General features: G+C 64.1%; 15 protein-coding genes. 14 read left to right on the top strand and 1 reads right to left on the bottom strand.

Features of this window, described 5'->3' with window-relative positions; all coding sequences use genetic code 11:
• Positions 1–55 precede the first annotated feature (55 nt).
• The 3 genes from potA to ACVWY1_RS01820 are packed head-to-tail and all read left to right on the top strand — an operon-like array spanning position 56 to position 3,005.
• Positions 56–1,198, top strand: a complete 1,143-nt coding sequence (potA, locus tag ACVWY1_RS01830; protein WP_046853740.1) for a polyamine ABC transporter ATP-binding protein — start codon at positions 56–58, stop codon at positions 1,196–1,198.
• Entirely contained in the window at positions 1,195–2,115 is a 921-nt protein-coding gene (locus ACVWY1_RS01825; protein ID WP_023630467.1) for an ABC transporter permease subunit, read from the top strand. Before potA ends, ACVWY1_RS01825 begins: the two co-directional genes overlap by 4 nt.
• Complete coding sequence (locus ACVWY1_RS01820; RefSeq protein ID WP_277502300.1) at positions 2,112–3,005, top strand: ABC transporter permease subunit; 894 nt, start codon at positions 2,112–2,114, stop codon at positions 3,003–3,005. The genes ACVWY1_RS01825 and ACVWY1_RS01820 overlap by 4 nt, the downstream gene beginning before the upstream one ends.
• A 78-nt stretch (positions 3,006–3,083) precedes the next feature.
• Here ACVWY1_RS01820 and ACVWY1_RS01815 read toward each other — a convergent pair whose 3' ends face one another.
• Positions 3,084–4,250, bottom strand: coding sequence for an AAA family ATPase (locus ACVWY1_RS01815; protein ID WP_457377721.1), 1,167 nt, complete (start codon positions 4,248–4,250; stop codon positions 3,084–3,086).
• A gap of 139 nt (positions 4,251–4,389) precedes the next feature.
• Between ACVWY1_RS01815 and ACVWY1_RS01810 the strand changes: the two genes are divergently transcribed.
• The 11 genes from ACVWY1_RS01810 (at position 4,390) to ACVWY1_RS01760 (ending at position 16,308) form a co-directional block, all read left to right on the top strand.
• Positions 4,390–5,478 (top strand): efflux RND transporter periplasmic adaptor subunit, encoded by a 1,089-nt coding sequence (locus ACVWY1_RS01810; protein ID WP_102685442.1) that lies wholly within the window; start codon positions 4,390–4,392, stop codon positions 5,476–5,478.
• A complete protein-coding gene (locus tag ACVWY1_RS01805; RefSeq protein WP_457377720.1) occupies positions 5,475–6,542 on the top strand; it encodes an efflux RND transporter periplasmic adaptor subunit in 1,068 nt (355 codons plus the stop codon). The genes ACVWY1_RS01810 and ACVWY1_RS01805 overlap by 4 nt, the downstream gene beginning before the upstream one ends.
• The gene (locus ACVWY1_RS01800; protein WP_102685444.1) at positions 6,539–9,592 is read left to right on the top strand and encodes an efflux RND transporter permease subunit; all 3,054 of its coding nucleotides are present in this window, start codon (positions 6,539–6,541) and stop codon (positions 9,590–9,592) included. The genes ACVWY1_RS01805 and ACVWY1_RS01800 overlap by 4 nt, the downstream gene beginning before the upstream one ends.
• Positions 9,593–9,825: 233 nt before the next feature.
• Complete coding sequence (gene oscA, locus ACVWY1_RS01795) at positions 9,826–10,008, top strand: sulfur starvation response protein OscA (protein WP_003258557.1); 183 nt, start codon at positions 9,826–9,828, stop codon at positions 10,006–10,008.
• A 47-nt stretch (positions 10,009–10,055) separates the two neighbouring features.
• Positions 10,056–11,063, top strand: coding sequence for a sulfate ABC transporter substrate-binding protein (locus tag ACVWY1_RS01790; RefSeq protein ID WP_457377719.1), 1,008 nt, complete (start codon positions 10,056–10,058; stop codon positions 11,061–11,063).
• 199 nt (positions 11,064–11,262) lie between these two features.
• Positions 11,263–12,081, top strand: a complete 819-nt coding sequence (cysT, locus tag ACVWY1_RS01785; RefSeq protein ID WP_023629656.1) for a sulfate ABC transporter permease subunit CysT — start codon at positions 11,263–11,265, stop codon at positions 12,079–12,081.
• Between the two features lie 13 nt (positions 12,082–12,094).
• Positions 12,095–12,967 (top strand): sulfate ABC transporter permease subunit CysW, encoded by an 873-nt coding sequence (gene cysW, locus ACVWY1_RS01780; RefSeq protein ID WP_277502295.1) that lies wholly within the window; start codon positions 12,095–12,097, stop codon positions 12,965–12,967.
• Positions 12,968–12,970: 3 nt separating this feature from the next.
• Positions 12,971–13,960: a sulfate/molybdate ABC transporter ATP-binding protein gene (locus ACVWY1_RS01775; RefSeq protein WP_102684752.1), complete on the top strand. Its 990-nt coding sequence runs from the start codon at positions 12,971–12,973 to the stop codon at positions 13,958–13,960.
• A gap of 391 nt (positions 13,961–14,351) precedes the next feature.
• Entirely contained in the window at positions 14,352–15,152 is an 801-nt protein-coding gene (locus ACVWY1_RS01770) for an energy transducer TonB (RefSeq protein ID WP_457377718.1), read from the top strand.
• Positions 15,153–15,182: 30 nt separating this feature from the next.
• Positions 15,183–15,905, top strand: coding sequence for a MotA/TolQ/ExbB proton channel family protein (locus ACVWY1_RS01765; protein ID WP_102684750.1), 723 nt, complete (start codon positions 15,183–15,185; stop codon positions 15,903–15,905).
• 1 nt (position 15,906) lies between these two features.
• Positions 15,907–16,308, top strand: a complete 402-nt coding sequence (locus ACVWY1_RS01760; protein ID WP_028688526.1) for an ExbD/TolR family protein — start codon at positions 15,907–15,909, stop codon at positions 16,306–16,308.
• The last annotated feature ends 163 nt before the right edge of the window (positions 16,309–16,471 follow it).

Below are 16,471 nucleotides of genomic sequence, written 5' to 3'. Positions count from 1 at the left end.
ATCCAGGCCCGCCAGCGCAGCGGCGGGCACACAAATCTTGTTGGGAGTTTCACTCATGGCAGTTGCCTCCGGTGCCTATAAGAAAGCCCTCGAGGGTGGCCAGCAACCCAAGCAGGTGCTGGTCAAGATCGACCGGGTCACGAAAAAGTTCGACGAAACGGTAGCCGTGGACGATGTGTCCCTGGAAATCCGCAAGGGCGAGATCTTCGCCCTACTGGGCGGCTCCGGTTCCGGCAAGTCCACCTTGCTGCGCATGCTGGCCGGTTTCGAGCGTCCGACCGAAGGGCGGATCTTCCTCGATGGCGTCGACATCACCGACATGCCGCCCTACGAGCGGCCGATCAACATGATGTTCCAGTCCTACGCGCTGTTCCCGCACATGACCGTGGCGCAGAACATCGCCTTCGGCCTGCAGCAGGACAAGATGCCCAAGGCCGAGATCGACGCCCGCGTGGCCGAGATGCTCAAGCTGGTGCACATGACCCAGTACGCCAAGCGCAAGCCGCACCAGCTCTCCGGTGGCCAGCGCCAGCGCGTCGCTTTGGCACGCTCGCTGGCCAAGCGCCCCAAGTTGCTGCTGCTCGATGAGCCGATGGGCGCGCTGGACAAGAAACTGCGCTCGCAGATGCAACTGGAACTGGTGGAGATCATCGAGCGCGTGGGCGTGACCTGCGTGATGGTGACCCACGACCAGGAAGAGGCCATGACCATGGCCCAGCGCATCGCCATCATGCACCTGGGCTGGATCGCCCAGATCGGCAGCCCGATCGATATCTATGAAACCCCGACCAGCCGCCTGGTTTGCGAGTTCATCGGCAACGTCAACCTGTTTGAAGGCGAAGTGGTCGACGATGCCGAAGGCCATGCGGTCATCGCCAGCCCGGAGCTGGAGCGCAAGATCTACGTCGGTCACGGTGTCACCACCTCGGTCGAGGACAAGCACATCACCTACGCCCTGCGGCCGGAAAAGCTGCTGGTCACCACCGAGCAGCCGACCTGCGAGCACAACTGGTCGCGCGGCAAGGTCCACGACATCGCCTACCTCGGCGGCCACTCGGTGTTCTACGTCGAGCTGCCCAGCGGCAAGATCGTCCAGTCGTTCGTCGCCAACGCCGAGCGCCAGGGCACCCGCCCGACCTGGGACGACGAAGTCTACGTGTGGTGGGAAGACGACAGCGGCGTGGTACTGCGGTCATGAAAATCCGCAAGCTCAAGCGAGCATTCCAGCGCCTTGTCCCGGAGGGGCGGCACCTGGTGATCGGCGTGCCGTTCATCTGGCTGTTCCTGTTCTTCATGCTGCCGTTCTTCATTGTCCTGAAGATCAGCTTTGCCGAAGCCGATGTGGCCATCCCGCCGTACACCGAGATCTACACCTACCTGGAAGGCAAGGTCCAGCTGGTGCTGAACCTGGCCAACTATGGCCTGCTGACCGAGGACGAGCTGTACATCGCGGCCTACCTCGGCTCGCTCAAGGTGGCCTTCTTCAGCACCTTGCTCTGCCTGCTGATCGGCTACCCGATGGCCTATGCCATCTCCAAGGCCAGGAAAGAGTCGCAGACCGTCCTGCTGCTGCTGATCATGATGCCGACCTGGACTGCGATCCTGATCCGCGTCTACGCCTGGATGGGCATTCTCAGCAACAACGGCCTGCTCAACAGCTTCCTGCTGTGGCTGGGGCTGATCGACCAACCGCTGCAGATCCTCAACACCAACCTGGCGGTGTATATCGGCGTGGTCTATTCGTACCTGCCGTTCATGATCCTGCCGCTGTACGCCAACCTGGTGAAGCACGACGAAAGCCTGCTGGAAGCTGCATCCGACCTTGGCTCGAGCACCTTCAACAGCTTCTGGAAGATCACCGTGCCGCTGTCGAAGAACGGCATCATCGCCGGCTGCATGCTGGTGTTCATCCCGGTGGTGGGCGAGTTCGTGATTCCTGAACTGCTCGGCGGCCCGGAAACCCTGATGATCGGTAAAGTGCTGTGGCAAGAGTTCTTCAATAACCGTGACTGGCCGGTGGCATCGGCGCTGGCGGTAGTGATGCTGGCGATCCTGATCGTACCGATCCTGCTGTTCAACCGCAGCCAGGCCAAAGAGATGGAGGGCCGCGCATGAAACGCTTCAGTTTCTCCAAGCTGATGCTGGTGCTCGGCTTGCTGTTCATCTACCTGCCGATGCTGATCCTGGTGATCTACTCGTTCAACGCCTCCAAGCTGGTAACGGTATGGGGCGGCTGGTCGGTGAAGTGGTACGTCGGCCTGCTCGACAATACCCAGCTGATGGGTTCGGTGATGCGCTCGCTGGAGATCGCCTGCTACACGGCGGTCGCCGCGGTGGCGCTGGGCACCCTGGCGGCCTTCGTGCTGACCCGGGTCACCCGCTTCAAGGGCCGTACCCTGTTCGGTGGCCTGGTCACCGCGCCACTGGTGATGCCCGAGGTGATCACCGGTCTGTCGCTGTTGCTGCTGTTCGTGGCCATGGCGCAGATGATCGGCTGGCCGCAGGAGCGCGGCATCGTCACCATCTGGATCGCCCACACCACGTTCTGCGCAGCCTACGTGGCGGTGGTGGTGTCGGCGCGCCTGCGCGAGTTGGACCTGTCCATCGAGGAGGCGGCCATGGACCTGGGCGCCAAGCCGTGGAAGGTGTTCTTCCTGATCACCATCCCGATGATCGCACCGTCGCTGGCGGCGGGCGGCATGATGTCGTTCGCCCTGTCGCTGGATGACCTGGTGCTGGCCAGCTTCGTCTCCGGCCCTGGCTCGACCACCCTGCCGATGGAAGTGTTCTCGGCCGTGCGCCTGGGCGTGAAGCCGGAGATCAACGCCGTGGCCAGCCTGATCCTGCTGTCGGTGTCGCTGGTGACTTTCATGGTCTGGTACTTCAGCCGCCAGGCCGAGGAGCGTCGTCGTCGGGCGATCCAGCAGGCCATCGAGGAGGGCGCCGCGGCGAACGTCTCGCAGCCGCAGGTCCGTCGTCCGGCCCAGGCCACCGCGCAGGCCTGAACCGACGCATCGCGAGGCAAACCTGCCCCCACGAGACCTCCACGGGACTCGTGGAAGCAGGTTTGCCCCGCGTTCTTTTCAGCTCTGATCCGGCCAGTACCAGGCCGGCTCATCGAGCATTCCCTGCCCGACGACCCCGGTCTGTCCCAGGGTTTTCTCCAAGTGGATCGAGTTGCAGTCCGCGTCCTCTTCCAGTGCCGCCACCAAGCGTGGAGCGTGCGACACCACCCACACCTGACACTGGCGCGCCGCGCGGCGAATCAACCGTGACAGCGCCGGCAACAGGTCCGGGTGCAGGCTGGTTTCCGGCTCGTTGAGCACCATCATGCTCGGCGGGCGAGGGGTAAGCAGGGCGGCCACCAGCAGCAGGTAGCGCAACGTGCCGTCGGACAGTTCCGCGGCGCTCAGCGGGCGCAACAGCCCGGCCTGGTGCAAGCGCAGGGCGAACATTCCGCCGGCTTGGGCATCGACCGTGAGGCGTGCGCCGGGAAATGCATCGCTCACCGCATTCTGCAGCGCCTGCAGGTCGCCTATCTCATCGATGGTCTGCAACGCTGCGGCGAGGTCGCGGCCGTCGTGATGCAGCACCGGGGTGCGGGTGCCCAGCCGTGACTGGCGGGCAGGCGCCTCGGCGTCGGTCCTGAAGTGGTCGTAGAACCGCCAACTGCGGATCTGTTCGCGCAGGTGCAGCACCTCGGGTGAGCCCTGCAGGCTGCCGACCTGGTCGAACAGGCTGTCGAACTCGGTCATGTGCTGGTGCAGCACCTGCCATTGGCGCCCGTCGCGGGCCTTGACCATCGCCGCGTTGCGCTGCACCAGCTGGCTGGCGGGGCGGCACAGGGGCCCGGCCCAGATGGTTTCAAGCTTTATTTGCGGGTCGAGGGCGAACTTGGACCGGCTGGGTTCGGGCAGGCCGAGGCTGATGGCGTAGCCGAAGTCTGCGCCGGCAAAGCCCATCTTCAAGCGTTTGACATGCTGGCGCGGCCCGCCCTCTACCGGCACTTCGCCGCTGAGCATGCGGCGGGTGAGCTTCTCTGGGCCGGCCCAGAAGGTGGACTCCAGCCCGCCTTCGGCGGCCAGCGCATTGACCACCCCGCCGTGCGCGGTCTCCGCGAGCAGACGCAAGGCCTTGTACAGGTTGGACTTGCCACTGCCATTGGCACCGGTAATCACGTTCAGCCGGCCCAGCGGCAGCACCAGCTGGTTGATCGAGCGGTAGTTGGCAATGGCCAGGGTGGTGAGCATAGGCGGCATCCTTGAGCGGTCGGAACGCAGTATCGCCGATACCGCCTCGCTTTGTTGAACCCTGGCCGATGCCGTTTGTCGATCCCTGATCTACGCTTTCAAACGCATCCCTTTCACCTGAGAGAAGCAAGGAGCCTGCATGACGCTAGAGCGTGTGCCGCTGGTCGTTTGCCTGGGGTTGCTGTCCCTGCTTTCAGGATGTGGCAAGGAGGAGGTCGGCCAGGTGCTGCCCCGGGTCGCGGTGCAGCAGGTGCAGCCCACCGACTTTGCTGCCCGGGTCACCCTGACCGGTGACGTGCAGGCGCGGGTGCAGACCGACTTGTCGTTCCGCGTGGGCGGCAAGATCATTGCGCGCAGCGTCGATGTCGGTGACCACGTGAAGGCCAATCAGGTACTGGCGCGCCTGGACCCCAAGGATCTGCAGAACAACGTCGATTCGGCCAAGGCCGAGGTGTTCGCCGAACAGGCCCGGGTTACCCAGACCAGCGCCGCGTTCGTGCGCCAGCAGAAACTCTTGCCCAAGGGCTACACCAGCCAGAGCGAGTACGACTCCGCTGAAGCCGCGTTGCGCAGCAGCCAGAGCGCGCTCAAGGCCGCCCAGGCGCAACTGGCCAACGCCAACGAGCAGCTGAGCTACACGGCATTGGTGTCCGAGGCCGACGGCGTGATCACTGCGCGCCAGGCCGAAGTCGGCCAAGTGGTGCAGGCGACCATGCCGATCTTCAGCCTGGCGGTCGATGGCGACCGTGACGCGGTGTTCAATGTCTATGAGTCGCTGCTGGTGGCACCCAGCGGTGACAAGGGTGTGACGGTCAGCCTGATCGACAACCCCGCCATCACCGCCCAAGGCCACGTGCGCGAGATCACCCCGACGGTCTCTGCGCAAAGCGGCACGGTGCAGGTCAAGGTTGCCCTGCGCGACGTGCCCAAGGGCATGGCCCTGGGTGCGCCGGTGACGGCGTCGGCCAGTGCCCATGGCAAACCGAGCGTCGAGCTGCCCTGGTCAGCCCTGACCAAGGCGCTGAACGAGCCCGCCGTGTGGGTGGTCGGCGAGGGTGACAAGGCGCAACTGCGCAAGGTCCAGGTGGCGCGCTACCTGACCGGAAAAGTGGTGATCAGCGAGGGCCTGGAGGCCGGTGAGGTGGTGGTGGTCAGTGGTGGCCAGCTGTTGAACCCAGGTATTCAGGTCGAGAAGGTCGATGCCAGAAACGGGGGAGTCGCGCCATGAGGCCGTTGCTGCCGATAGTGTCTGCCTGCCTGTTGCTGGCTGCCTGTGGTGGAGAGGAAGCCCAGCCCGAACCCGTGCGACCGGTGTTGTCGACCGTGGTCGAGCCCCAGGTGCAAGCGCAGCTTGGGCGCTTTGCCGGCAACATCCAGGCGCGCTTCGAGAGCACCTTGGGTTTCCGCGTGTCTGGTCGTATCGCCAGGCGCTGGCTGGATGTCGGGGCCCAGGTCAGGCCGGGCGATACCTTGGCCACCCTCGATCCGACCGACCAGCAGAACCAGCTGCGTGCCGCCGAAGGCGACCTCGCGCGGGTGCAGGCGCAGTGGATCAATGCCCAGGCCGATGCCCGTCGCCAGCAACAGCTGTATGACCGCGGAGTCGGCGCCCAAGCCCAGCTGGACATCGCCCAGACCAACCTGAAGACTACCGGCGCGTCGCTGGCGCAGGCGCGTTCGGCAGTCAGCCAGGCCCGCGACCAGCTCGATTACAGCACCCTGCGTAGCGACCATGCCGCGGTGATCACGGCCTGGCAGGCCGAGGCCGGGCAGACTGTCAGCGCCGGCCAGGCCGTAGTCACCCTGGCGCGCCCGGACGTGAAGGAAGCGGTGATCGACCTGCCGATAGCCTTGGCCGAACAACTGAGCCGCGACCTCACCTTCACCGTCGCCTCGCAGCTCGACACCAGCATCAACACTACTGCCACCTTGCGCGAGCTGGAGCCCCAGGCTGATGCCACCACCCGTACCCGCCGCGCCCGCCTGACCCTGGCCAGCACCCCGGAGGCTTTCCACCTGGGGACCGCGATCAGCGTCACCCTGACCTCGGCGCTGACGCCGCGCAGCCAGTTGCCGCGTTCCGCGTTGCTCGAGCGCGATGGCAAGACCCAGGTCTGGGTGGTCGACCCGCAGGGCAAGACCGTGGCCACCCGTGACGTCACTCTGGCGGAGCGTGGCCCTGACAGCATCATCCTGTCCTCCGGTGTGCAACCCGGCGAGCGCGTCGTCACCGCCGGCGTGAACAGCCTCAAGCCTGGCCAGAAGGTCATCTTCGACGAGGACGCACGATGAAAGGAAGCTTCAACCTCTCCGAATGGGCGCTCAAGCACCAGTCCTTCGTCTGGTACCTGATGTTCGTCGGCCTGCTGATGGGGATTTTTTCCTACTTCAACCTGGGTCGAGAGGAGGATCCGTCCTTCACCATCAAGACCATGGTGATCCAGACCCGCTGGCCCGGCGCGACCCAGGACGAGACGCTGTACCAGATCACCGACCGGATCGAAAAGAAACTCGAGGAGCTCGATTCGCTCGACTACGTGAAAAGTTATACCCGCCCCGGTGAATCGACGGTCTACGTGTACCTGCGCGACACCACCAAGGCCAAGGACATTCCAGACATCTGGTACCAGGTGCGCAAGAAGATCCAGGACATCCGCGGCCAGTTCCCCCAGGGTGTACAGGGCCCGGGCTTCAACGACGAGTTCGGCGACGTGTTCGGCTCGATCTACGCTTTCACCTCCGATGGCCTGAACCTGCGTCAGCTGCGCGACTATGTGGAGCAGGCCCGCGCCGAGGTGCGCGAGGTGCACAACATTGGCAAGATCGAGCTGATCGGCACCCAGGACGAAGTGCTCTACCTGAACTTCTCCACCCGCAAGCTGGCAGCCCTGGGCATCGACCAGCGGCAGGTCATGGAGGCGCTGAAATCGCAGAACGCGGTGACCCCGGCGGGGGTGATCGAAGCCGGCCCCGAGCGGATTTCGGTGCGCACCACCGGGCAGTTTGCCTCGGAGAAGGACCTGGAGACGGTCAACCTGCGCATCAACGACCGCTTCTTCCGCCTGGCCGATATCGCCGACATCGAGCGTGGCTATGTCGACCCACCGTCGCCGATCTTCCGCTACAACGGCCAGCCGGCCATCGGCCTGGCCATCGGCATGAAGGCCGGCGGCAACATCGAGGTGTTCGGCGCGGCGCTGAAGAAGAAGATGGACAGCATCGTCAGCGAGCTGCCGGTCGGGGTCGGCGTGCACACCGTGTCCGACCAGGCGGTGGTGGTCAAGCAGGCGGTTGGCGGCTTCACCAGTGCCTTGTTCGAAGCCGTGGTGATCGTGCTGGTGGTGAGCTTCGTCAGCCTGGGCGTGCGTGCCGGGCTGGTGGTGGCCTGCTCGATCCCGCTGGTGCTGGCCATGGTGTTCGTGTTCATGGAGTACAGCGATATCACCATGCAACGGATATCGCTGGGTGCGCTGATCATTGCCCTGGGGCTGCTGGTGGACGATGCGATGATCACCGTGGAGGTGATGGTCACGCGCCTGGAAATGGGCGAGACGAAAGAGCAGGCGGCGACTTTCGCCTACACCTCGACGGCCTTCCCCATGCTTACCGGCACCCTGGTGACCGTGGCCGGTTTCGTGCCGATCGGCCTCAATGCCAGCTCGGCCGGTGAATATACCTATACCTTGTTCGCGGTGATCGCCGTGGCGCTGCTGGTGTCGTGGGTGGTGGCGGTGTTCTTCGCCCCGGTGCTGGGGGTGCATATCCTCAGCAGCGAAAAGCTCAAGCCCCACGAGGCCGAACCCGGGCGAGTGGGCCGGGCATTCGAACATGGCCTGCTGTGGTGCATGCGCCACCGCTGGGTGACGGTGATCGGCACCATCGTGCTGTTCGCACTGTCGGTGGTGGGCATGCGCTTCGTGCAGAACCAGTTCTTCCCATCCTCGGACCGCCCGGAGATCCTGGTCGATCTCGACCTGCCGCAGAACGCCTCGATCGAGGAAACGCGCAAGGTGGTGGATCGCCTGGAGGCGAAGATCAAGGACGACCCCGACCTGGTGCGCTGGAGCACTTACATCGGCCAGGGCGCGATCCGCTTCTACCTGCCCCTCGACCAGCAACTGCAGAATCCCTATTACGCCCAGCTGGTGATCGTCAGCAAGGGCTTCGAAGAGCGCCAGGGCATGATCGAGCGCCTGCAGAAACTGCTGCGCGAGGACTTCGTCGGCATCGGCAGCAACGTGCAGTCGCTGGAGATGGGCCCACCGGTGGGCCGGCCGATCCAGTACCGGGTCAGCGGCAAGGACATCGACCAGGTGCGCCGCTATGCCATCGAACTGGCCACGGTGCTCGATGGCAACGAACATATCGGCGACATGATGTACGACTGGAACGAGCCCGGTAAGGTGCTGCGCATCGAGATCGCCCAGGACAAGGCACGCCAGCTGGGGCTGTCGTCCGAAGACGTGGCCAATGTGATGAACAGCATCGTCAGCGGCGTGCCGGTCACCCAGGTCAACGACAACATCTACCTGGTCGACGTCATTGCCCGCGCCGAGGACAGCGAGCGGGGCTCGCCCGACACCCTGCAGAACCTGCAGATCGTCAGCCCCAGCGGTGTATCCATTCCCCTGCTGGCGTTCGCCACCGTGCGCTACGAGCTGGAGCAGCCATTGGTGTGGCGGCGCGACCGCAAGCCGACCATCACCATCAAGGCCTCGGTGGTCGGCGATATCCAGCCGACCAACCTGGTGGCGCAGCTCAAGCCGAAGATCGACGAGTTCGCCGGCAAGCTGCCGCCCGGCTACGGCGTGGCCACCGGCGGTACGGTGGAGGAGAGCGGCAAGGCCCAGGGGCCGATCGCCGACGTAATTCCGTTGATGCTGTTCCTCATGGCGACCTTCCTGATGATCCAGCTGCACAGCGTGCAGAAGCTGTTCCTGGTGGTCAGCGTCGCGCCGCTGGGTCTGATCGGCGTGGTCCTGGCCCTGGTACCCACGGGCACGCCCATGGGCTTCGTGGCGATCCTCGGCATCCTCGCCCTGGCCGGGATCATCATCCGCAACTCGGTGATCCTGGTGACCCAGATCGACGAATTCGAGGAGCAGGGCTACACCCCCTGGGACGCGGTGGTGGAGGCGACCAACCACCGCCGCCGGCCGATCCTGCTGACGGCGGCGGCGGCGAGCCTGGGCATGATCCCGATTGCCCGGGAAGTGTTCTGGGGGCCGATGGCCTATGCCATGATCGGCGGCATCATCAGCGCAACGCTGCTGACGCTGTTGTTCCTGCCGGCGCTGTACGTGGCCTGGTACAAGATCCGCGAGCCGGAAAAGACTTCCTGAGAACCACGCGCACCCTGTGGGAGCTGGCTTGCCAGCGATAGCGTCGTCAGCCTCACCGACGCTATCGCTGGCAAGCCAGCTTCCACAGGGTTCAGTGTTCGCGCTAATGGTTATATAAACATTCTTAAACAGTATTTTTAAGAATATCCGCGCCTCACTAGTATTGCCCTCAAGCCAGGCGCAAATCCCCTTCAAAACCTCTGCCCGGCTCCCTTACTCACAGGAGAACGAGCATGAGTGCATCTCTGCGCAGCATCGACGGTCAGGACGAAGCCACCATTCTGCGTGAAATCCAGAGTGCCCTGCGCGACCTGCGCTTTGGCGCGGTGGAGATCACCGTGCACAACGCCCAGGTGGTGCAGATCGAACGCAAGGAGAAGTTCCGCCTGCAGCAGCCCGGTAACAAGACCGGCTGACACCGCACCCCTTCAAAACTAGAAAAATGCCAATCGGGAGCTTCACCATGTCCATCCGCCGTTATGCGCTTGCCGCCCTGGCCAGTGCCGTTTTTGCCGGTTCCGCGATCGCCAAGGACTACGAATTGCTGAACGTGTCCTATGACCCGACCCGCGAGTTGTACCAGCAGTACAACGCCGAGTTCATCAAGCATTGGCAAGCCGCCAACCCCGGCGACAAGGTGAAGATCCAGCAGTCCCACGGTGGTTCGGGCAAGCAGGGCCGCGCGGTCATTGACGGCCTGCGCGCCGACGTGGTGACCCTGGCCCTGGCCGGCGATATCGACGAGATCGCCAAGCTTGGCAAGACCCTGCCGGAGGACTGGCAGAAGCGCCTGCCGGACGCCAGCACGCCGTACACCTCGACCATCGTGTTCCTGGTACGCAAGGGCAACCCGAAAGGCATCAAGGACTGGGGCGACCTGATCAAGAAAGACGTCTCGGTGATTACGCCCAATCCAAAGACCTCCGGCGGCGCCCGCTGGAACTTCCTCGCCGCCTGGGCCTATGGCCTGAAGACCGGCGGCAGCGAAGACAAGGCCAAGGCCTACGTGCAGGAGCTGTTCAAGCACGTGCCGGTGCTCGATACCGGCGCCCGCGGCTCGACCATCACCTTCGTCAACAACGGGCAGGGCGATGTGCTGCTGGCGTGGGAAAACGAAGCCTTCCTGGCGCTGAAGGAAGACGGTGGCGCCGACAAGTTCGAGATTGTCGTGCCTTCGCTGTCAATCTTGGCCGAGCCGCCGGTGGCGGTGATCGACAAGAACGCCGAGAAGAAGGGCAACGAGAAGATCGCCGAGGAGTATCTCAAGCATCTGTACAGCCCGGCTGGCCAGAAGATCGCTGCACAAAACTTCTACCGTCCGCGTGACGCGAAGGTCGCCGCCGAATTCGGCAAGCAGTTCCCGAAACTGGACCTGGTGACCATCGACAAGGACTTCGGTGGCTGGAAGACTGCGCAGCCGAAGTTCTTCAACGATGGCGGTGTGTTCGACCAGATTTATCAGGCACAGTGATCGGCAATGAACAAGCGGGGCCGCTTCGCGCCCCTTTCGCCGGCAAGCCGGCTCCCACAGGAAGCGGGAATGCACCGCCACTGTGGGAGCTGGCTTGCCAGCGAAAGGGCTGCGCAGCAGCTCCACAAACAAAACCCTTCAGTAGCCTGCACCGGCCCGGGATGACTCCCGGGCTTCGTGCGTTCAACCAGGGACCTTTATGTCACGTCGCATTTCCCCCGTCATACCCGGCTTCGGGCTGACACTGGGCTACACCTTGGTGTACCTCAGCCTGATCGTGCTGATACCGCTGGCGGCCATGTTCATCCATGCCTCGCAGCTCACCTGGGAGCAGTTCTGGAACATCGTCAGCGCGCCGCGGGTCATCGCCGCGCTGAAGCTGAGTTTCGGCACTGCCCTGTTCGCCGCCATCATCAACGGCGTGATCGGCACCCTGCTGGCCTGGGTGCTGGTGCGCTACACCTTCCCCGGGCGCAAGGTCATCGATGCGATGATCGACCTGCCGTTCGCCCTGCCCACCGCCGTGGCCGGCATCGCCTTGACCGCCTTGTACGCCCCTGCGGGCTGGGTCGGCCAGTTCGCCACGGATCTTGGTTTCAAGATCGCCTACACCCCACTGGGCATTACCCTGGCGCTGACGTTCGTCACCCTGCCGTTCGTGGTGCGCACGGTGCAGCCAGTGCTGGCTGACATCCCGCGTGAGGTGGAAGAGGCCGCTGCCTGCCTGGGCGCGAAACCCTTGCAGGTGTTCCGCCATGTGCTGGCGCCCGCTTTGCTGCCTGCCTGGCTGACCGGCTTCGCCCTGGCCTTCGCCCGTGGCGTTGGCGAGTATGGCTCGGTGATCTTCATCGCCGGCAACATGCCGATGAAGACCGAGATCCTGCCGTTGCTGATCATGGTCAAGCTCGACCAGTACGACTACACCGGCGCCACTGCCATCGGCGTATTGATGCTGGTGGTTTCCTTCATCCTGCTGCTGCTGATCAACTTGCTGCAGCGGCGCATCGAAACCCCTTGAAGGAGGCCCGGTAATGTCTTCATCAACCCTTGGCACAACCGCCGCCGCCAACGCCGCCCGGCGTGGCAGTGCCACTTCGCGCCGCGTGCTGATCACCCTGGCCTGGATCGTCTTTGCGCTGTTCCTGGCCCTGCCGCTGGTGATCGTGGTGTCCCAGGCCCTGAAAAACGGCTTCGGCACCTTCTTCGAGGCGATCTTCGAGGCCGACGCCTTGTCGGCGCTCAAGCTCACCCTGCTGGCGGTGGCCATCTCGGTGCCGCTGAACCTGCTGTTCGGGGTCAGCGCCGCCTGGTGCGTGAGCAAGTACAGCTTCCGTGGCAAAAGTATCCTGGTGACTCTGATCGACCTGCCGTTCTCGGTGTCACCGGTGATCGCCGGCCTGGTCTACGTGCTGATGTTCGGCGCCCAGGGCCTGTTCGGCCCGTGGCTGCAGGACCACGACATCCAGATCGTCTTCGCCCTGCCGGGCATCGTCCTGGCGACCATCTTCGTCACCGTGCCGTTCGTGGCCCGCGAGCTGATCCCGCTGATGCAGGAGCAGGGTACCCAGGAAGAGGAGGCCGCGCGCCTGCTCGGGGCCAACGGCTGGCAGATGTTCTGGCACGTGACCCTGCCGAACATCAAGTGGGGCCTGATCTACGGCGTGGTGCTGTGCACCGCACGGGCCATGGGCGAGTTCGGCGCGGTGTCGGTGGTGTCCGGGCATATCCGTGGCGTCACCAACACCTTGCCGCTGCACGTGGAGATCCTCTACAACGAGTACAACCATGTCGCGGCCTTCAGCGTGGCCAGCCTGCTGCTGATCCTGGCGCTCTTCATCCTGCTGCTCAAGCAGTGGAGCGAGAACCGTATTAACCGCCTGCGCCACAGCGCCGCGGAGGAATGATTCATGTCGATCGAAGTTCGTAACGTCAGCAAGCGCTTCAACAGCTTCCAGGCCCTGGACAACATCAACCTGGACATCCACAGCGGCGAGCTGGTTGCCCTGCTTGGCCCGTCGGGCTGCGGCAAGACCACCCTGCTGCGCATTATCGCCGGCCTGGAAACCCCGGATGACGGCAGCATCGTGTTCCATGGTGAAGACGTGTCCGGGCACGACGTGCGTGATCGCAACGTCGGCTTCGTGTTCCAGCACTACGCGCTGTTCCGCCATATGAGCGTGTTCGACAACGTCGCCTTCGGCCTGCGCATGAAACCCAAGGGCGAGCGCCCGAGCGAGAGCAAGATCGCCGAGAAGGTCCACGAGCTGCTGAACATGGTGCAGCTCGACTGGTTGTCCGATCGCTACCCCGAGCAGTTGTCCGGTGGCCAGCGCCAGCGTATCGCCCTGGCTCGTGCCCTGGCGGTGGAGCCCAAGGTATTGCTGCTCGACGAGCCGTTCGGGGCGCTGGATGCCAAGGTGCGCAAGGAGCTGCGCCGCTGGCTGGCGCGGCTGCACGAGGACATCAACCTGACCTCGGTATTCGTTACCCACGACCAGGAAGAGGCCATGGAAGTCGCCGACCGCATCGTGGTGATGAACAAGGGCGTGATCGAGCAGATCGGTTCGCCCGGCGAGGTGTACGAAAAGCCGGCCAACGACTTTGTCTACCACTTCCTTGGTGACTCCAACCGCCTGGCGCTCAGTGAAGGCCACCATGTGCTGTTCCGCCCGCACGAGGTGTCGCTGTCGCGCCATGAGACCGAAGGCCACCATGCCGCCGAGGTCCGCGATATCCGCCCGTTGGGCGCGACCACCCGGGTCACCTTGAAGGTGGAAGGGCAAAGCGAGCTGATCGAGGCCGAGGTGGTCAAGGATCACGACAGCCTGACCGGGTTGGCGCGCGGGGAGACGTTGTTCTTCCGGCCGAAGGTGTGGCAGAAGGTGGCGGATGTCTGAGCTGCAGGCATGAAAGGAAAAGCCCGGGCATGGTCCCGGGTTTTTTTATGTGCTGGCGGATAGTCGGGGCTGCGCTGCAGCCCATCGCCGGCAAGCCGGCTCCCACAGTACAGGGTCTGCTGCAATGACCTGTGAGAGCTGGCTTGCCAGCGATCGAGGGCAAAGCCCTCGCAGCGGATTGATGCCTTGAACGAATATTTTGCATGCTGATAAGGCATCGTTCGCAAGCTGTTCTGCGGCAGGCCGCGAAAGACGCGGGTTGTGGACAGACCATCGAAATAATTATTCCATTTTGGTCTAGTTTTACGTTTAAACATTTCTTTATGAGCTAAGCCCCTAGGCCCGATGATTCAGCCACACACCTGAATCAACACCCCAGGAGTTTCTAGCAATGGGTAATGTCCAGACGGCCGTCAGGGCCTTTGAGCAGCCAGGGCACCCGGCATCGGGCGACCTGGTCGAGCTCGGACGCACGCTACGCCTGCCGCTTGGCCAGTTACGCCTGCAACGCACGCCGCTGAGCGGCCTCAAACGACGCGACAAGCTGGCGTTGGTGCTGGTGGTGCTGGCCCTGCACGGTGCCGTCGCCTACTGGATCAACCAGGCACCGACCCCGGCGTTGCCCATCGTGCCGCCGCAGATTCCGCCCATGACCATCGAGTTCGCCGCGCCCGCGCCGCCAGTCGTCGAGCCGCCGCCGCCAGCCCCGGCAGCGCCTGTGCTCGAACCGCCACCGCCGGTGCTCGACGAGTTGGCTGCCAAGCCCAAACCCAAGCCGAAAGTCGTGCCCAAGCCTGTGGCCAAGCCACAGCCAAAACCGCAGCCGAAACCAGTCGAAGTGCCGCCACCCACGCCTACGTCCGTGGCCGCGCCGGCTCCGCCTTCGCCTGCGCCACCCGCCCCGGCCCCGGTGACGCCAGCCTCGGCCAACGCCGCGTACCTCAAGAACCCGGCGCCGGAATATCCGCAGATGGCCCAGCGCCGTGGCTGGGAGGGCACCGTGCTGCTGCGCGTCGAGGTGCTGCCCAGTGGCAAGCCAGGGCAGATCCAGATCCAGAAAAGCAGTGGTCGCGACGCCCTGGACGCCGCCGCGCTGGCGGCGGTGAAACGCTGGAGCTTCGTCCCGGCCAAGCAGGGCGAGGTGGCCCAGCTGGGTTGGGTCAGCGTACCGATCGATTTCAAGCTTCGTTAACTTGCGAGCGCACACAGGAAGGACTTCATCATGAGCGTGTTGGCATCTCCCCTCGAATCCGTTGAAGGCGCGGTCATCTGGCTGCTGGTCGGCTTCTCCGTCGCCACTTGGGCGCTGGCCCTGGTCAAGGTCGTGCAGTTCGTGCGCCTGAAGAACCAGGACAAGCGCTTCCACCAGCAGTTCTGGGCTGCGTCCAGCCTCGACTCCGCCGCCGAGCCGGCCCACGACCTGCCTGGCCCGGCCGCCCGTGTCGCTCAGGCGGGATTTGCGGCGATTGCGGTCGGTGAGCCTGGCCAGGCCAGTGACCTCAGTCAGGCCATCAACCACCAGGACCGCCTGGAGCGCGCCTTGCGCCAGCAGATCGTCCGTGAGCGTCGTTCGCTGGAAACCGGCCTGGCGGTGGTGGCCAGTATCGGCAGCACTTCGCCCTTCATCGGCCTGTTCGGCACGGTGTGGGGCATCATGGAGGCGCTCAAGGGCATCAGCGCGGCGGGCTCGGCGAGCCTGGAGACCGTGGCCGGGCCCATCGGCGCGGCGTTGGTGGCCACCGGCGTGGGGATCGCCGTCGCGGTGCCAGCGGTACTGGTCTACAACTACTTCCTCCGTCGCCTCAAGCTGACCGCCGCCGACCTCGACGACTTCGCCCACGACTTCTACAGCCTGGCGCAGAAGAGTGCCTTCCGCGTGCTGGTGCACCCGGCGGTGCAGCGCCAGCACACCGGCTTTACCCAACCTGTGAAGGAGGCGTCCTGACATGGCCTTCTCAACCCAGGACAGCGATGAAGTGTTGAGTGAAATCAACGTCACGCCTTTGGTGGACGTCATGCTGGTGCTGTTGGTGGTGTTCATCGTCACCGCGCCGTTGCTGACCAACGCCATCCCGATCAACCTGCCCAAGACCGAGGCCGTGGCCCCGGTGGAGCAGAAGGACCCGCTGGTGGTGAGCATCGACGGCAGCGGCAAGCTGTTCATCAACAAGGACGAGATCCAGCCCGACCTGCTGGAGACCAACCTCAAGGCTGCCAAGGACAAGGACGCCGAGCTGCGTGTGCAGCTGCAGGCCGACGATGGTGTGAACTATGGCGAGGTCGCCCGGGCAATGGCGGCGATCGAGCGTGCCGGGATCAGCAAGCTGGCGGTGATCACCGCGCGCTGACCGGCGATACCTTCTTCAGGCAAGTGCTTAGGGGCCATTTTCCTTGGCAGGGGATGGCCCTTTTTTTAGGTTCTTCACGGAATCCCGGGAAAGACAGAAACAAGAACGCCGGTTTGATGGATGATGTTCGTGCGAGCAAACACATCTACAAACCGGCGTTCTT

The sequence above is a fragment of the Pseudomonas sp. TE6288 genome, from assembly GCF_054062095.1.
The sequence above is the reverse complement of the archived record's forward strand: the minus strand, read 5'-3'. Positions and strand labels throughout refer to the sequence as shown.